Genomic DNA, 16714 nt, shown 5'->3' on the forward strand with positions numbered 1-16714 from the left:
CGCCGATGAACCATGCCTTGACCCAGCTCCAGCCCTACCCGTTCGAGAAACTGCGCGCCCTGCTGGGCACCGTGAAGCCTGCGGCAGACAAACGCGCCATTGCCCTGTCGATCGGTGAGCCGAAACACGAATCGCCGGCATTCGTCGCCAAGGCTATGGCCGACAACCTCGACAAGCTGGCCGTGTACCCGAGCACGCTGGGCTTGCCGGGGCTGCGCCAGGCCATTGGCCAATGGTGTGAGCGCCGCTTCGGCGTGCCAGCGGGCTGGCTGGATGCCGAGCGCCACATCCTGCCGGTCAACGGCACCCGTGAGGCGCTGTTCGCCTTCACCCAAGCCGTGGTCAACCGCGCCGATGACGGCCTGGTGGTCAGCCCCAATCCGTTCTACCAGATCTACGAAGGCGCAGCGTTGCTGGCCGGCGCGACCCCACACTACCTGCCGTGCCTGGAAGACAACGGCTTCAACCCCGACTTCGACGCGGTACCAGCCGACGTCTGGCGGCGCTGCCAGATCCTCTTCCTGTGCTCGCCAGGCAACCCCACTGGGGCGTTGGTGCCGATGGCGACCCTGAAAAAGCTGATTGCCTTGGCTGACGAGCACGATTTCGTGATTGCTGCCGACGAGTGCTACAGCGAGCTGTATTTCGACGAAGACGCTCCACCACCGGGCCTGCTGAGCGCCTGTGCCGAGCTTGGCCGTAGCGACTTCGCCCGCTGCGTGGTGTTCCACAGCCTGTCCAAGCGCTCCAACCTGCCGGGCCTGCGCTCGGGCTTCGTCGCCGGTGACGCGTCGATCATCAAACCGTTCCTGCTGTACCGCACCTACCACGGCTGCGCCATGCCGGTGCAAACCCAGTTGGCCAGCATCGCTGCCTGGCAGGATGAAGCGCATGTGCGCGAGAACCGTGATCAGTACCGCGCCAAGTACGATGCCGTGCTCGACATCCTGCAACCGGTGCTGGACGTGCAGCGCCCGGATGGCAGCTTCTACCTTTGGGCGAAAGTCCCAGGTTGCGATGCGCAGTTCACCCGCGACCTGTTCGAAGCCGAGCATGTGACCGTCGTTCCAGGGTCGTACCTGTCCCGTGAGGTTGACGGTGTCAACCCAGGTGCCGGACGGGTGCGCATGGCGCTGGTTGCGCCATTGGCCGAGTGCATCGAAGCTGCCGAGCGGATTCGCGCGTTCCTTCAGGCCCGCTGAAACGATCAGGGGGCGCTTGACGCCCCCTACGGTTCACCTGACCTGCCCGAGGTTGGCCTCACTCAAGTCCAGCTCGCCCAGCACCTGCCGCACAACCTCATCGCCAACCCGATGCTGGCGGTGCAGGCTGTACAACGCCAGGCGTTGCGCCCTGAGCGCGCGAAGGCGCAAGCGCCGTTCGAGCAAATCCATCTGCTCGGCCAGCGCCCGGGCTTCGGCGGTATCGTTGTACTTGTCCAGCGTATCCCGGTATTCAGCCATCAGCCGCGCCTTGAGTTCGGCGGCCAGGGTTGCCTGCGCGGCGTCCTGCGGCGCACTGGCGTCTATCAGCTCCTCGGCTTCCAGCGCATGGATCGCCGCCTCTGCGGTCAACCGCCAGGCTTCCTGAACCTCCTGATGCAAGCGCTCGTCGGGGCTCTTGGCCACCCCGCGCAACAGCAGCGGCAGAGCGATCACAGCACTGATAAGCGAAAGAAGAATCACCCCGGCAGCAATGAAGATCAGCAGGTCACGCTCGGGAAACGCCTGACCCGCCCCCATCAGTAGCGGTATCGACATCACACCGGCCAAGGTCACCGCCCCACGCACCCCTCCCAGGGTCAACAGCCAGCAGGACCGCGCTGTAGGCACCAGCACCAGCGCAGGCTTGCCCCGCCAACGACGCAACACGCCGATCGACCGCCAGATGCTTTGGACCCAGACAAACCGCAGCAGGACCAGCGCGGCAAAAATCGCCAGCACCTCCAAGCAGCGCCAGGCCAGCGCCGGCCAGAGCGTAGACTCGTGGCTGACCACAGCCTTGATGATATCCGGCAGCTGCAAGCCCAGCAGAAGGAAGATCAGGCCGTTGAAAGCGAACTCCAGCAGCGACCAGACGCTGCGATTGAGCAGGCGTGTACTGGTCTGACGTGGCAACAGGTCGAGCCAGCTTTGCATCATGCCGGCAGCCACTGCCGAGAGAATGCCCGACACACCCAGCCGCTCGGCCAGAACATAAGCGGCGAAGGGCAACAGCAGCATGAATACCACGTGGGTGGCGGGGTCATCCCAACCGCGGGCGATCATCCAGGCACGCAGCCGGCCGAGCAACCAGCTCAGCGCGACCCCCACCGCCAGGCCGCCAAGGGCGACCACAACGAAGCTGAAGCTGGCATCGGCCAGCGAAAAGGCCCCGGTAATGGCCGCCGCCAAGGCGAACTTGAAGGTGACCAGGCCCGAAGCATCGTTGAGCAACGCTTCACCTTGAAGCATGTGCATCAGCGGCGTCGGCAGGCGGTCCTGGCTGATGGCCGATACCGCCACGGCGTCGGTAGGCGACAACACCGCTGCCAGTGCAAATGCAGCCGGTAGCGGGATGCTCGGCAGCAGCCAGTGGATGAAGTAACCAGCACCTACCACCGTGAACAGCACCAAGCCAACGGCCAGCGCAACGACCGGCCCGCGGATGCGCCACAACTCGCGTTTAGGGATGCGCCAACCGTCGGCGAACAACAGCGGCGGCAGAAACAGAAAAAGGAACAACTCAGGGTCCAGTGCCACGTGTAACCCGAGCGTGGGCCAGGCCAGCAGCGCTCCGGCGGCAATCTGCAACAATGGCAGCGGTAGCGGGATCAAGCGCCCGACCAGTTTCGACACGCTGACCAGCGTCAGCAGGATGAGGACGGTATAAGCGGACTGCATCCTTTAAAGCTTCCTTTTCAACCAGAAACGACAGCGGGGCAATGACCGTCACTGCAACACATGTTAGCGGGGCCAGGTCGGTCCAAGCCCTTGCACGATGGTCGCAAGCAGCCACTGGATATGTAACACGATGATTCATATGAGTCTAAAAACTCAAGACCTACACACCCCGTGGCGCTCACTGGATCGTTCCCGCATAATCCCGCGACTGACATTCGGAAATGGAGAAATTGGGGCAGACTGTGGCCTCAATGCACACAATGACCTACACGCTCTACGGCATCAAAGCCTGTGACACCATGAAAAAAGCGCGGACCTGGCTCGACGAAAATGCCATCGCCTACGAATTCCACGACTACAAAAGCCAAGGCATCGACCGCGACAGCCTGAACCGTTGGTGTGACGAACACGGTTGGGAAGCCATCCTCAACCGTGCCGGTACAACCTTCCGCAAGCTCGACGACGCCAGCAAGGCCGACCTCGACCAGGCCAAGGCCGTCGAGTTGATGCTGGCCCAGCCGTCGATGATCAAGCGCCCGGTGCTAGCCCTTGGCGAGCGCACCCTGGTCGGCTTCAAGCCTGACCTCTACGCCGCCGCTCTGGCCTGAGCCCCCACCCTATTTCGCACGAGGTAATCACATGTCCAATACCCTGTTCAGCCTGGCCTTCGGTGTCGGCTCCCAGAACCGCCAGGGCACCTGGCTGGAAGTGTTCTACGCACAACCCATGCTCAACCCCAGCGCCGAGCTTGTGGCCGCAGTCGCGCCAATCCTTGGCTACACCGGTGGCAACCAGGCGATCGCCTTCAGCAACGCCCAGGCGGCACAACTGGCCGAAGCGCTCAAGGGCGTCGACGCGGCTCAAGCGGCACTGCTGACCCGTCTGGCCGAAAGCCACAAGCCACTGGTCGCCACGCTGCTGGCCGAAGACGCCGCACTGACCTCGACCCCAGAGGCCTACCTCAAGTTGCACCTGCTGTCGCACCGCCTGGTCAAACCCCATGGCCTGAGCCTGGCCGGTATCTTCCCACTGCTGCCCAATGTCGCCTGGACCAACCAAGGTGCGGTCGACCTGAACGAGCTGGCAGAACTGCAACTTGAAGCCCGCCTCAAGGGCGAGCTGCTGGAAGTGTTCTCGGTCGACAAGTTCCCGAAAATGACCGACTACGTGGTTCCGGCCGGCGTGCGCATCGCCGACACCGCCCGTGTGCGCCTGGGCGCTTACATCGGCGAAGGCACCACCATCATGCACGAAGGCTTCGTCAACTTTAACGCTGGCACCGAAGGCCCGGGCATGATCGAGGGCCGGGTTTCTGCAGGCGTGTTCGTCGGCAAGGGCTCCGACCTGGGCGGCGGCTGCTCGACCATGGGTACTTTGTCCGGCGGCGGCAACATTGTCATCAAGGTCGGCGAAGGTTGCCTGATCGGCGCCAACGCCGGTATCGGCATCCCCCTGGGTGACCGCAACACCGTCGAGGCCGGCCTGTACATCACCGCAGGCACCAAGGTGAACCTGCTCGATGAGAACAACGAGCTGGTAAAAGTCGTCAAGGCTCGCGACCTGGCCGGCCAGACCGACCTGCTGTTCCGCCGCAACTCGCTCAACGGCGCCGTGGAATGCAAAACCCACAAGTCGGCGATCGAGCTGAACGAGGCGCTGCACGCGCACAACTAACGCCCCTCGCCCACTGCAAGCGCGGGCTGCCCGCAACTGCGGACCTCACAGGGCTTAAGTGTTAAGATCGGGTCTGGCGTCGATGCGCCAGACCCGATTTTCATTGCAGGCCCCGCGAACATGTTCCAGCCCTCCCCCTGGCGCGCCGATTTCCCCGCCATTGCCGCCCTGCAGCGCCAGCACCAGACCTACCTGGACAGCGCCGCCACTACTCAGAAGCCCCAAGCGCTGCTCGATGCCCTGAGCCATTACTATGGCCACGGCGCCGCCAATGTGCACCGCGCCCAGCATTTGCCCGGCGCCCTGGCGACCCAGGCTTTCGAGGCAAGCCGCGACAAGGTCGCAGCTTGGATCAATGCCGCAGATTCGCGGCAGGTGATTTTCACCCATGGCGCCACGTCGGCCCTGAACCTGCTGGCCTACAGCCTGGAATACCGCTTCGAAGCCGGCGACGAGATTGCCATCAGCGCACTGGAGCACCATGCCAACCTGTTGCCCTGGCAGCAACTGGCCAGGCGGCGAGGCGTGCGCTTGGTAGTGCTGCCGCTGGACACACAGGGGCGTATAGACCTGGAACAGGCACTGCAGCTCATCGGGCCTCGCACCCGCCTGCTCGCGGTCAGCCAACTCTCCAACGTGCTAGGCACCTGGCAGCCCCTGCCCGCGTTGTTGGCCCACGCCCAGGCACAGGGCGCGTTGACCGTCGTCGATGGCGCTCAGGGTGTAGTCCATGGCCGCCATGATGTTCAAGCGCTGGGCTGCGACTTCTACGTATTCTCCAGCCACAAGTTGTATGGGCCCGATGGTGTCGGTGTGCTGTACGGCCGTAGCCGGGCACTGGAGCTGCTGCGTCACTGGCAGTTTGGCGGTGAAATGGTCCAGCTGGCCGATTACCAGAGCGCCAGTTTCCGCCCTGCGCCACTGGGTTTCGAAGCTGGCACGCCACCGATCGCCGGGGTGGTCGGCCTGGGGGCGACCTTGGATTACCTGGCAAACCTCGATAGCCAGGCAGTCGCCGAACACGAAGCCAGCCTGCACCGGCACCTGCTGCGTGGTCTTGCCGACCGGGAAGGTGTGCGCGTGTTGGGCGCCCCCGAGGCCGCCCTGGCCAGCTTTGTCATCGAGGGCGTACATAACGCCGATATCGCCCATATGCTCACCGAGCAAGGTATCGCCGTGCGCGCCGGCCATCACTGCGCCATGCCCCTGCTCAAGGGGCTGGGGCTGGAGGGCGCGATACGGGTATCGCTGGGCCTGTACAACGACAGTGGCGATTTGCAGCGCTTCTTCGAAGCGCTGGATCAGGGCTTGGAGCTGTTGCGATGAGCTTGCCGCTACAGGCCCTGGAAGCACTGGCCAGTTTCGACCAGGCCCGTGGTTGGGAGCAGCGGGCACGCTTGCTGATGCAATGGGGCGATCGCCTGGAACCGCTGACCGAGGCGGAAAAAGTCGAGGCCAATCGCGTACATGGCTGCCAGAGCCTGGTCTGGCTGGTGGCCAAGCAGGTTGATCAGGTGTGGCAGTTCAAAGCGTCAAGCGATGCTCGCCTGCTGCGAGGGCTGCTGGCCTTGTTGTTGGTGAGGGTGCAAGGCTTGCCCAGCGAAGCGTTGGCTCGCCTCGATTTGCGGCAGTGGTTCACTCAGTTGGGCCTGGAGCGCCAACTGTCGCCCTCGCGCAGCAATGGTTTACATGCAGTGTTGCAGCGGATGGCGGAGTTGACGTCGGGCCTCTAGATCGGCGCTGTGGCCATCGCGGGTGAATCGGCTCCCACAGGCTCGTGCACTACGCCCAAAAGGTTGGGCTGTCGTGAGAGCGGATTTACCCACGAATCAAGCGCCGAGTCTATTCAGGCTTGATCCGTTCCGAGGGCCGCCGCGCGCCTGCCACCAGCTTCTCAATCGCCTTGCTCGCCGCCACCATGCCGAACGTCGCGGTCACCATCATCACCGCCCCAAAGCCGCCTGCACAGTCCAACCGCATACCCTCGCCCACGAAGCTCTTCTGCAGGCAGACACTGCCATCGCCCTTCGGATAGCGCAGCTGCTCACTGGAAAATACGCATGGCACACCATAGTTGCGGCTGGTGTTGCGCGAGAAGTTGTAGTCCCGTCGCAGGGTCGAGCGCACCCGCGAAGCCAGCGGGTCGTTGAAAGTCTTGTTAAGGTCGCCCACCTGGACCTGTGTTGGGTCGATCTGCCCACCCGCGCCGCCAGTGGTGACGATCGCGATCTTGCGCCGCCGACACCAGGCAATCAGCGCGGCCTTGGCCATCACACTGTCGATGCAGTCGATCACCGCATCCATGTGCTCGGTGATGTACTCAGCCATGGTTTCGCGAGTCACGAAATCAGCCACAGCATGCACGTTGATCGCCGGGTTGATCGCGCGCAGGCGCTCAGCCATGACCTCGACCTTGGGGCGCCCTACCTGGCCCTCCAGAGCGTGCGCCTGGCGGTTGGTGTTGCTCACGCACACATCGTCCAGGTCGAACAGGGTTATTTCACCCACACCACTGCGCGCCAACGCTTCCGCCGCCCACGAGCCAACCCCGCCAATTCCGACCACTGCCACATGGGCGCGGCTCAACCGCTGCAGGCCTGCATCGCCGTACAGGCGGGCAACGCCGGCGAAGCGTGGATCTTCTGTGCTCATGTCGATACCCCTGGGCTCTGACGCAAAAAACGGCGCGCATTATAGGGCAGTGGCCGCACTCACCTCCAATGTTAGAAAAAACCCTACCATTACTGCTTTAATGTCCTACCACTCAGACAGAAACGGACCACAATGTCATCACGCAAATTCGGCCTCAACCTTGTGGTGGTCCTGGCCATCGCCGCGCTGTTCACCGGCTTCTGGGCACTGATCAATCGTCCGGTGTCGGCCCCTGCCTGGCCAGAACAGATCTCTGGCTTTTCGTATTCGCCGTTCCGCTTGGGCGAAAGCCCGCAAAAGGGCCAGTACCCAAGCGAGGACGAGATGCGTCAGGACCTGGAGCAGCTGAACAAGCTCACTGACAACATCCGTATCTACACCGTCCAGGGCACCCAGGCCGAAGTCCCGCGGCTTGCCGAAGAGTTGGGCCTGCGGGTCACCTTGGGCATCTGGATCAGCAATGACCAGGAGCGCAACGAGCGCGAAATCGAAAAAGGCATCGAACTGGCCAACCACTCGCGCAGCGTAGTGCGAGTAGTGGTCGGCAACGAAGCGCTGTTTCGCGAAGAGGTCACCGCCGAGCAGCTGATCAAGTACCTCGATCGGGTGCGGGCCGCCGTCAAGGTGCCAGTCACCACCAGCGAACAGTGGCACATCTGGAAGGAACACCCGGAACTCGCCAAGCACGTCGACCTGATCGCCGCACACATCCTGCCGTACTGGGAGTTCGTGCCGATGAAAGACTCGGTGCAGTTCGTGCTGGACCGTGCCCGCGAGCTGCGCCAGCAGTTCTCGCACAAGCCATTGCTGCTGTCGGAAGTCGGCTGGCCCAGCAATGGCCGGATGCGTGGAGGCGCCGATGCCTCCCAGGCCGACCAGGCCATCTACCTGCGCACACTGGTCAACACCCTCAACCGGCGTGGCTACAACTATTTCGTCATCGAAGCCTACGACCAACCCTGGAAAGCCAACGACGAAGGCTCGGTGGGCGCTTATTGGGGGGTGTTCAACGCCGAGCGCCAGCAGAAATTCAATTTCGAGGGGCCGGTAGTCGCCATTCCACAGTGGCGAGCCCTGGCGGTGGCTTCAGTGGTGCTGGCCATGATCGCCTTGGCTGTGCTGCTGATCGACGGCTCGGCACTGCGCCAGCGCGGCCGCACCTTCCTGACGTTCATCACCTTCCTGTGTGGGTCGGTGCTGGTGTGGATCGCCTATGACTACAGCCAGCAATACAGCACTTGGTTCAGCCTAACCGTCGGGGTGCTGCTGGCACTCGGCGCGCTGGGCGTGTTCATCGTGCTGATGACCGAAGCACACGAGCTGGCCGAGGCGGTCTGGACCCTCAAACGCCGGCGCGAATTCCTGCCGGTACAGGGCGACAGTGCTTACCGGCCGAAAGTGTCGGTGCACGTGCCCTGTTACAACGAGCCGCCGGAGATGGTCAAGCAAACCCTCGATGCCCTCGCTGCGCTGGATTATCCGGACTATGAAGTGCTGGTGATCGACAACAACACCAAAGACCCCGCCGTATGGGAGCCGCTCAAGGCCCACTGCGAAAAGCTTGGCGAGCGTTTCAAGTTCTTCCACGTAGCACCTTTGGCCGGTTTCAAGGGCGGTGCGTTGAACTATCTGCTCCCGCACACCGCCAAGGACGCCGAAGTCATCGCGGTGATCGATTCGGACTACTGCGTGGACCGCAACTGGCTCAAGCACATGGTGCCGCACTTCGCTGACCCGAAAATCGCCGTTGTCCAGTCGCCTCAGGACTACCGAGACCAGCACGAGAGCGCTTTCAAGAAGCTTTGCTACAGCGAATACAAAGGCTTCTTCCACATCGGTATGGTCACCCGCAATGACCGCGACGCGATCATCCAGCATGGCACCATGACCATGACCCGGCGCAGCGTGTTGCAAGAGCTGGGCTGGGCCGAATGGTGCATCTGCGAGGACGCCGAGCTGGGCCTGCGTGTGTTCGAGAAGGGCCTGTCGGCGGCCTATGCGCACAACAGCTATGGCAAAGGCCTGATGCCCGATACCTTCATCGACTTCAAGAAGCAGCGCTTCCGCTGGGCCTACGGTGCCATCCAGATCATCAAGCATCACGCCGCAGCCCTGCTGCGCGGCAAGGGCAGCGAGCTCACCCGCGGTCAGCGTTACCACTTCCTGGCCGGCTGGCTGCCGTGGATCGCCGATGGCATGAATATCTTCTTCACGGTCGGTGCGCTGCTGTGGTCGGCTGCGATGATCATCGTGCCACACCGGGTCGACCCGCCACTGATGATCTTCGCCATTCCACCGCTGGCGCTGTTCTTCTTCAAGGTCGGCAAGATCATCTTCCTCTACCGCCGTGCGGTGGGGGTGAACATGAAGGATGCGTTCGCTGCGGCATTGGCGGGGCTGGCGCTGTCGCACACCATCGCCAAAGCGGTGCTGTACGGGTTCTTCACCAGTAGCATGCCGTTCTTCCGGACGCCGAAGAATGCCGACAGCCATGGCTTGTTGGTGGCGATTTCCGAAGCGCGCGAGGAGTTGTTCATCATGCTGCTGTTGTGGGGCGCGGCGGCCGGGATCTACCTGGTGCAGGGGCTGCCGAGTTCGGACATGCGATTCTGGGTGGCGATGCTGCTGGTGCAGTCGCTGCCCTACGTGGCGGCATTGGTGATGGCCTTTCTCTCGTCGCTCCCCAAGCCTGCAGAAAAAGCCGCTGAGCCGCAGCAGGCCTGAGGCTACCAGGGCTGCTTGGCAGCCCTTCGCAGCACAAGGCCACGTCTGCAGCCAGTCGCGTGGCCTTGTTAGAAGCACGCTTGTGCCGCGAATGGGCCGCAACGCGGCCCCACCGGATCGTCTGTTTGATATAAGATAACGCCCCTCAGATATTCCCGCCTTGCCTGCCCCGGAGTTCCCCATGACGGCCCCTGCCGAGCTCTCGCCTACCCTTCAACTGGCCTGCGACCTGATCCGTCGCCCCTCGGTCACACCCGTCGATGCCGATTGCCAGGCCCAGATGATGAGCCGCCTGGGCGCCGTGGGCTTCCAGCTCGAGCCGATGCGCATCGAAGACGTCGACAACTTCTGGGCTACCCACGGCAGCCAGGATGGCCCGGTACTGTGCTTTGCCGGCCACACCGATGTGGTGCCCACCGGCCCGGTACAACAATGGCAGCATGAGCCGTTCGAAGCGCTGATCGACGCTGACGGCATGCTCTGTGGCCGGGGTGCGGCCGATATGAAAGGCAGCCTGGCGTCGATGGTGATCGCCAGCGAGCGTTTCGTGCAGGACTACCCTGACCACCGTGGCAAGGTCGCCTTCCTGATCACCAGCGACGAGGAAGGCCCAGCCCACCATGGCACCAAAGCGGTGGTCGAACGCTTGAAAGCGCGCAACGAGCGCCTGGACTGGTGCATCGTTGGCGAACCATCGAGCACCACCGTGCTCGGTGACGTGGTCAAGAACGGCCGCCGTGGCTCGCTGGGCGCCAAGCTGACCGTACGTGGCAAACAAGGCCACGTGGCCTACCCGCACCTGGCCCGCAACCCAATCCATTTGGCTGCACCGGCCCTGGCGGAACTGGCCACAGAACACTGGGACGAAGGCAACGCGTTTTTCCCGCCGACCAGTTTCCAGATCTCCAACCTCAACGCAGGCACCGGCGCCACTAACGTGGTCCCGGGCGAATTGACCGCGCTGTTCAACTTCCGCTTCTCCACCGAGTCGACCGTCGAAGGCCTGCAATCGCGGGTGTCGGCGATTCTCGACAAACACCAGCTTGATTGGTCGATCGATTGGGCACTGTCGGGCCTGCCGTTCCTCACCGAACCTGGCGAACTGCTCGATGCGGTGTCGGCCAGCATCAAGGGCGTCACCGGCCGCGACACCCAACCCTCGACCAGCGGCGGCACCTCCGATGGTCGCTTCATTGCCACCATGGGCACCCAGGTGGTCGAAATCGGCCCGGTCAACGCCACCATCCACCAGGTGGATGAGCGGATCCTGGCCAGCGATCTCGACCTGCTGACCGAAATCTACTACCAGACCCTGGTCCGGTTGCTCGCCTGATGCTCGCCTGCCCACTCTGCCAGGCGCCCCTCTCGCAGCTCGACAATGGGGTAGTCTGCCCTGCCGGCCACCGTTTCGATCGGGCGCGCCAGGGTTACCTGAACCTGCTGCCGGTGCAGCACAAAAACAGCCGTGACCCTGGCGACAACCAGGCCATGGTGCAGGCCCGCCGCGATTTCCTCGATGCCGGCCACTACGCCCCAGTGGCCCGGCGCCTGGCGCAGCTTGCCGCCGAGCGCCAACCGGGCGCCTGGCTGGATATCGGTTGTGGGGAGGGCTATTACACCGCCCAAATCGCCGATGCGTTGCCTGCTAGCGCTGGATATGCCCTGGATATCTCCCGCGAGGCAGTCAAACGCGCTTGTCGCCGTGCTCCGAACGTCACCTGGATGGTCGCCAGCATGGCACGTGTGCCATTGGCCGATGAAAGCTGCCAGTTCATCGCCAGCGTGTTCAGCCCCCTGGACTGGGGCGAGGCCAAGCGCCTGCTCAGCCCAGGGGGCGGCCTGATGCGGGTCGGCCCGACCAGCGGCCACCTGATGGAGTTGCGTGAAGTACTCTACGATGAAGTGCGCCACTATGCCGACGACAAGCACCTGGCACTGGTGCCCGAGGGCATGGCCCACGCCCATAGCGAAATCCTCGAATTTCGCCTGAGCCTGGCCCTGCCCAAGGCACGTGCCGACCTGCTGGCGATGACCCCACACGGCTGGCGCGCCAGCGCCGAAAAGCGCGCGCGAGTGATCGACCAGCCCGAGCCTTTCGCGGTCACGGTTTCCATGCGTTATGACTATTTCGTGCGCCAGCACTGAGCACACCCGGAGCCCCTATGCGCCAACCTGATATCGAGATCTACCTGAAGGACGCCGACGTCGACCACCAGCAGATCGCTCAGTGGCTCAGCGAAGCCATCGGCCCATGCAGCCAATGGAAGCAAAAAGGCCAGACCTTCAAATGCCAGGCCGGTAACATTCCAGTCACCTGGTTACCCAAAGCTGTGGGGAAATGGAACAGCCTGTACCTGGAAAGCGATCAGACACCCTGGGCCGATGATGTGGCCTGCGCACGCGCGGCATTCGCGGCACTGAATGTCGAAGTGCGTTGTGCGCCGGGTGGCTGGGTCGAGGAAGACGGGGAAGAAGACGCCGATCGCTGGATCCGCATCAGCGCCGACGGTGAAGAAGAAATCACCTGGCGCACCTCCTGAGCAACGGGCGTCAGAAGCGTATGCATCAGGCTGCAAGTACACGGTCACCTGCAGCTTGAAGCTTACCGATCAAGGCTTGAACAGAGGCTCAGAGCCCGACTACGTCTTCGGCTTGCAGGCCTTTCTGGCCCTGCACGCAGGCGTATTCCACCCGCTGCCCTTCGACCAGGGTACGATGCCCCTCACCGCGGATCGCCCGATAGTGGACGAAAACATCCGCACCACCTTCACGCTGAATGAAGCCATAACCTTTGGCATCGTTGAACCACTTAACATTCCCAGTCTCACGAGACGACATCTGAACTACTCCGGATTTTTATTGTGAAGATCGCCTTGTAGACACAGGGTGTCCTCCCTATGTCGACGCCGCTTGCCGAAATCTCTTGCAAGCAGCAGGCCGAGTATATGACACGGCACAAAAAAATTTCATGACTGTCGTGCTATTTACCGAATTTTGCTGAACTTACGCCGATACGGCAGACTAACTGGCTGTCTATTCTCAGAATTTCATGCCCAGGGCACTCACCCATGACCCGTTCCCCTTTGCGCCGTCTGATTTTCGGCGCTCTGCGTCGCCTGATGTACCTGTGGGTGCGCTCCGAGACCATCAACCAGTCCTCCCTCACCCTGCAACTGGACCGCAGCCGCCCGGTGTTCTACGCGCTGCCGTCACCGTCGCTCACTGATCTGGTGGTGGTCGACCGGGAATGCACCAAAGCAGGGCTGCCGCGCCCGGTGCTGCCTGTCGCCGTCGGCCCGCTGCATGAGCCTGCCGCCTTCTTCTACCTAACGCCAGACCCAGACTGGCTTGGCCGCCAAGACAAGCGTGGTGCCCCGCCGACCCTGGAGCGCCTGGTGGCAGCCATCAGCCAGCATGCCGAGGAAGATGCGCAGATCATCCCGGTGAGCGTGTTCTGGGGCCAGACCCCTGCCAGTGAAAACAGCCCGTGGAAATTGCTGTTCGCCGACAGCTGGGCAGTGACCGGGCGCCTGCGCCGGCTGCTGACGGTACTGATTCTTGGCCGCAAGACCCGCGTCCAGTTCTCGGCACCGATCCACCTGCGCGAACTGGTGCAGCACAACAAGGGCCACGAGCGCACCGTGCGCATGGCCCAGCGCCTGATGCGGGTGCATTTTCGCAACCTCAAGAGTGCCGTCATCGGCCCCGATATCTCGCACCGGCGCAACCTGGTCAAGGGCCTGGTGCATGCGCCCCTGGTGCGCCAGGCAATTGCCGAAGAGGCTCAGCGCGAGAACCTGCCACTGGCCAAGGCCGAGGCTCTGGCGCTGCGCTACGGCAACGAAATCGCCTCGGACTACACCTACACCGCCATCCGCTTTCTTGAAGTTGTGCTCAGCTGGTTCTGGCACAAGATCTACGACGGCATCAAGGTCAATCACATTGACCAGGTGCAGGGCATCGCCCCCGGCCATGAAGTGATCTACGTGCCCTGCCACCGCAGCCACATCGACTACCTGCTGCTGTCTTACCTGTTGTTCCGCAATGGCCTGACACCCCCGCACATCGCCGCCGGCATCAACCTCAACATGCCAGTGATCGGCGGCCTGCTGCGCCGTGGCGGTGCTTTCTTCATGCGTCGTACGTTCAAGGGCAACCCGCTGTACACCGCGGTGTTCAACGAGTACCTGCACACCCTGTTCACCAAGGGCTTCCCGGTCGAGTACTTCGTCGAAGGCGGGCGCTCGCGCACAGGGCGCATGCTGCAGCCACGCACCGGGATGCTGGCGATCACCCTGCGCAGCTTTCTGCGCTCATCGCGCACGCCTATCGTGTTCGTGCCGGTCTACATCGGCTACGAGCGAGTACTGGAAGGCCGCACCTACTTGGGCGAACTGCGTGGGGCGAGCAAGAAGAAAGAGTCGATCTTCGACATCTTCAAGGTCATCGGTGCGCTGAAGCAGCGTTTTGGCCAGGTGTCGGTCAACTTCGGCGAGCCGATCCGCCTGGCTGCCTTCCTCGACCAGCAGCAACCCGGCTGGCGGGAACAAGACCTGGGCCCGCAGTTCCGCCCGGCCTGGTTGAACGAAACCACTACCCGCCTGGGCGAAACCGTGGCTCGCCACCTCAACGGGGCGGCGGCAGTCAACCCGGTCAACCTGGTCGCTCTGGCTTTGCTGTCCACCAGCCGCCTGGCGCTGGACGAACGTGCCCTGGTGCGGGTACTGGACCTGTACCTGGCGCTGCTGCGCCAGGTGCCCTATTCCGAGCACACCACACTACCTGAAGGTGACGGCCAGGCATTGATCGAGCACGTGCGTGGCATGGACCTGCTGGCCGAACAGAAGGACGCCATGGGGCGCATCCTCTATCTGGATGAAGCCAACGCGGTACTGATGACCTACTACCGCAACAACGTCCTGCACATCTTCGCCCTGCCCGCACTGCTGGCGAGCTTCTTCCTCAGTAGCTCGCGCATGAGCCGCGCGCTGCTTGGGCAATATGTGCGTGCGCTGTACCCGTACCTGCAAGCCGAGCTGTTCCTGCGCTGGCCGCCTGAGCAACTGGACGAGGTGATCGACCAGTGGCTGGCAGCACTGGTGGATCAGGGCCTGCTGCGCCAGGACAATGACCTGTTCATGCGCCCGGCCCCGAGTTCTCGCCAATTCGTACTGCTGACGTTGCTAGCGCGCAGCATCACCCAGACCTTGCAGCGTTTCTACATGGCAACCTCGCTGTTGCTCAACAGTGGCCAGAACACCCTGAGCGCCGAGGCACTGGAAGACCTGTGCGTGATGATGGCCCAGCGCCTGTCGATTCTGCATGGCCTCAACGCCCCGGAGTTCTTCGACAAGACCCTGTTCCGGCACTTCATCCAGACCTTGATCGACCAGCGCGTGCTGCGCCCTGACAGCAGTGGCAAGCTGGGGTACCACGACAAACTGGGCGAGCTGGCCGAAGGGGTGGCCAAGCGCGTGTTGTCGGCAGAACTGCGCCTGTCGATTCGACAGGTTGCACTGCACGGCGATGATGCATTGACCAGGGCTGCCATCTGAAGCCCCCGCCTGCGCGGAAAATCCGTTAAAGTCCTTGGCGTTGGCCACAAGCCAGCGCCAAGGACACCGGAGATTCCATGAAAAAGCTCTTTATGCTGTGCTGTGCATCCCTGCTCGCAGCCTGTTCCAGCCCAACACCTTCCAACCAGGCCAGCCTGGACGGTGAAGTCTTCTACCTACAGCGCATCGCCCTGCCACCGGCTGCCACCTTGAGCGTTACACTGCAGGATGTCTCGCTGATGGATGCCCCTGCCGTGACCCTGGCCCGCCAGGCCGGCCCGGTCAAAGGCAACGTACCGCTGCCCTTCCACCTCACTTACGATGCCGCCCAAGTCAAACCTGGCCACCGCTATGCGCTCAGCGCGCGGATCGAGCTGGACGGTCAACTGCTGTTCATCAACACCCAACAACACAGCGTCGCGCTCGACGGCAGTGACCAGCAGCCGGTTCGTGTCAAAGTCGACCCGGTGCGTTGAGCATTCTCCTTTAATCGATAAGGAAATACCCATGATTCGCGCCTCCTTGCGCTTGACTACCCTATGCGCCGGCTTGTTGTTGTCGGCCAGCGCCCTGGCGCTGTCGCTCGGCGACCTCAGCCAGTCCGATGCCACCGGCGGCTTGAAAGACGCGCTCACCCAAGGTGCGCAGATTGCCGTCAAGCAACTGAGCACGCCAGGCGGCTTCAGCAACAACCCCGATGTACGCATCGAACTGCCGGGCAACCTTGGCAAGGCCGCCAAAGCCATGAAGATGTTCGGTAAAGGCGACCAGGTCGAAGCCCTTGAAGCCGGCATGAACAAGGCTGCCGAGGCCGCCGTGCCGCAGGCCCAGGCCATTTTGGTGGATGCGGTGAAGAAAATGAGCGTGACCGACGCCAAGGGCATCCTCAGCGGCGGCGAGGACTCAGCCACCCAGTACCTGAACAAGAGCAGCCGCGAACAGATTCGTGCCAAGTTCCTGCCGATCGTCAAGCAGGCCACCGACAAGGTCGGCGTGGCTCAGCAGTACAATGCCTTCGCCGGCCAGGCCAAAGGCCTGGGGCTGATCAAAAATGACGCCAACATCGAGAACTACGTGACCGAAAAGGCCCTGGACGGACTGTTCGAGATGATTGCCAAACAGGAACAGAGTATCCGCCAGAACCCAGCCCAGGCCGCTACAAGCCTTGCCAAGAAAGTGTTTGGCGCCCTGTGACAACCCAGGGGGGCTGTGTGCCCCCCCGTGCAC

Annotated in this window: 15 protein-coding genes; 12 read left to right on the forward strand and 3 right to left on the reverse strand. The window is 62.8% G+C overall.

From position 1 onward, the window contains the following. Positions 1 to 5: 5 nt before the first annotated feature. Positions 6 to 1202: a succinyldiaminopimelate transaminase gene (gene dapC / locus J5M56_RS06210; RefSeq protein ID WP_207870318.1), complete on the forward strand. Its 1197-nt coding sequence runs from the start codon at positions 6 to 8 to the stop codon at positions 1200 to 1202. Between the two features lie 33 nt (positions 1203 to 1235). Here the strand turns inward: dapC and J5M56_RS06215 are convergent, their stop codons facing one another. Next, positions 1236 to 2882 (reverse strand): Na+/H+ antiporter, encoded by a 1647-nt coding sequence (locus tag J5M56_RS06215; RefSeq protein ID WP_207870319.1) that lies wholly within the window; start codon positions 2880 to 2882, stop codon positions 1236 to 1238. A 260-nt stretch (positions 2883 to 3142) separates the two neighbouring features. Between J5M56_RS06215 and J5M56_RS06220 the strand changes: the two genes are divergently transcribed. The 4 genes from J5M56_RS06220 to J5M56_RS06235 all read left to right on the forward strand — a co-directional run bounded on the left by J5M56_RS06220 (position 3143) and on the right by J5M56_RS06235 (position 6289). Beyond that, positions 3143 to 3490 carry an ArsC family reductase gene (locus tag J5M56_RS06220; RefSeq protein WP_060478354.1) on the forward strand — a complete coding sequence of 116 codons (348 nt, stop codon included), beginning with the start codon at positions 3143 to 3145 and terminating at the stop codon, positions 3488 to 3490. A 31-nt stretch (positions 3491 to 3521) separates the two neighbouring features. Next, complete coding sequence (dapD, locus tag J5M56_RS06225; protein ID WP_060478355.1) at positions 3522 to 4556, forward strand: 2,3,4,5-tetrahydropyridine-2,6-dicarboxylate N-succinyltransferase; 1035 nt, start codon at positions 3522 to 3524, stop codon at positions 4554 to 4556. Between the two features lie 120 nt (positions 4557 to 4676). Beyond that, on the forward strand, positions 4677 to 5882 hold the full coding sequence (locus tag J5M56_RS06230; RefSeq protein ID WP_207870321.1) for a cysteine desulfurase: 1206 nt from the start codon (positions 4677 to 4679) through the stop codon (positions 5880 to 5882). Beyond that, entirely contained in the window at positions 5879 to 6289 is a 411-nt protein-coding gene (locus tag J5M56_RS06235) for a SufE family protein (protein WP_207870323.1), read from the forward strand. Before J5M56_RS06230 ends, J5M56_RS06235 begins: the two co-directional genes overlap by 4 nt. A 109-nt stretch (positions 6290 to 6398) precedes the next feature. On the opposite strand, the gene tcdA is transcribed toward J5M56_RS06235, so the two are convergent. Continuing rightward, positions 6399 to 7208, reverse strand: a complete 810-nt coding sequence (gene tcdA / locus J5M56_RS06240; RefSeq protein WP_207870325.1) for a tRNA cyclic N6-threonylcarbamoyladenosine(37) synthase TcdA — start codon at positions 7206 to 7208, stop codon at positions 6399 to 6401. Positions 7209 to 7340: 132 nt separating this feature from the next. On the opposite strand from tcdA, the gene J5M56_RS06245 reads away from it, so the two are divergent. The 4 genes from J5M56_RS06245 (at position 7341) to J5M56_RS06260 (ending at position 12472) form a co-directional block, all read left to right on the forward strand. Continuing rightward, positions 7341 to 9932 (forward strand): glycosyltransferase, encoded by a 2592-nt coding sequence (locus J5M56_RS06245; protein ID WP_060478359.1) that lies wholly within the window; start codon positions 7341 to 7343, stop codon positions 9930 to 9932. A 181-nt stretch (positions 9933 to 10113) separates the two neighbouring features. Then, entirely contained in the window at positions 10114 to 11265 is a 1152-nt protein-coding gene (gene dapE, locus J5M56_RS06250; protein WP_207870328.1) for a succinyl-diaminopimelate desuccinylase, read from the forward strand. After that, complete coding sequence (locus J5M56_RS06255) at positions 11265 to 12077, forward strand: putative RNA methyltransferase (RefSeq protein WP_186477783.1); 813 nt, start codon at positions 11265 to 11267, stop codon at positions 12075 to 12077. Before dapE ends, J5M56_RS06255 begins: the two co-directional genes overlap by 1 nt. Before the next feature lie 17 nt (positions 12078 to 12094). Further along, entirely contained in the window at positions 12095 to 12472 is a 378-nt protein-coding gene (locus tag J5M56_RS06260) for a hypothetical protein (RefSeq protein ID WP_060478362.1), read from the forward strand. Between the two features lie 88 nt (positions 12473 to 12560). On the opposite strand, the gene J5M56_RS06265 is transcribed toward J5M56_RS06260, so the two are convergent. Beyond that, complete coding sequence (locus J5M56_RS06265; RefSeq protein WP_003252255.1) at positions 12561 to 12770, reverse strand: cold-shock protein; 210 nt, start codon at positions 12768 to 12770, stop codon at positions 12561 to 12563. 230 nt (positions 12771 to 13000) lie between these two features. Here J5M56_RS06265 and plsB point away from each other — a divergent pair, with 230 nt between their 5' ends. The 3 genes from plsB (at position 13001) to J5M56_RS06280 (ending at position 16681) form a co-directional block, all read left to right on the forward strand. Beyond that, complete coding sequence (gene plsB / locus J5M56_RS06270) at positions 13001 to 15487, forward strand: glycerol-3-phosphate 1-O-acyltransferase PlsB (RefSeq protein WP_207870330.1); 2487 nt, start codon at positions 13001 to 13003, stop codon at positions 15485 to 15487. 77 nt (positions 15488 to 15564) lie between these two features. Continuing rightward, on the forward strand, positions 15565 to 15963 hold the full coding sequence (locus J5M56_RS06275) for a YbaY family lipoprotein (protein ID WP_186477781.1): 399 nt from the start codon (positions 15565 to 15567) through the stop codon (positions 15961 to 15963). 31 nt (positions 15964 to 15994) lie between these two features. Continuing rightward, the gene (locus tag J5M56_RS06280) at positions 15995 to 16681 is read left to right on the forward strand and encodes a DUF4197 domain-containing protein (RefSeq protein WP_060478365.1); all 687 of its coding nucleotides are present in this window, start codon (positions 15995 to 15997) and stop codon (positions 16679 to 16681) included. Positions 16682 to 16714 lie beyond the last annotated feature (33 nt).

The organism is Pseudomonas sp. 51_B, from assembly GCF_017491595.1.
GTDB classification, from domain to species: domain Bacteria; phylum Pseudomonadota; class Gammaproteobacteria; order Pseudomonadales; family Pseudomonadaceae; genus Aquipseudomonas; species Aquipseudomonas promysalinigenes.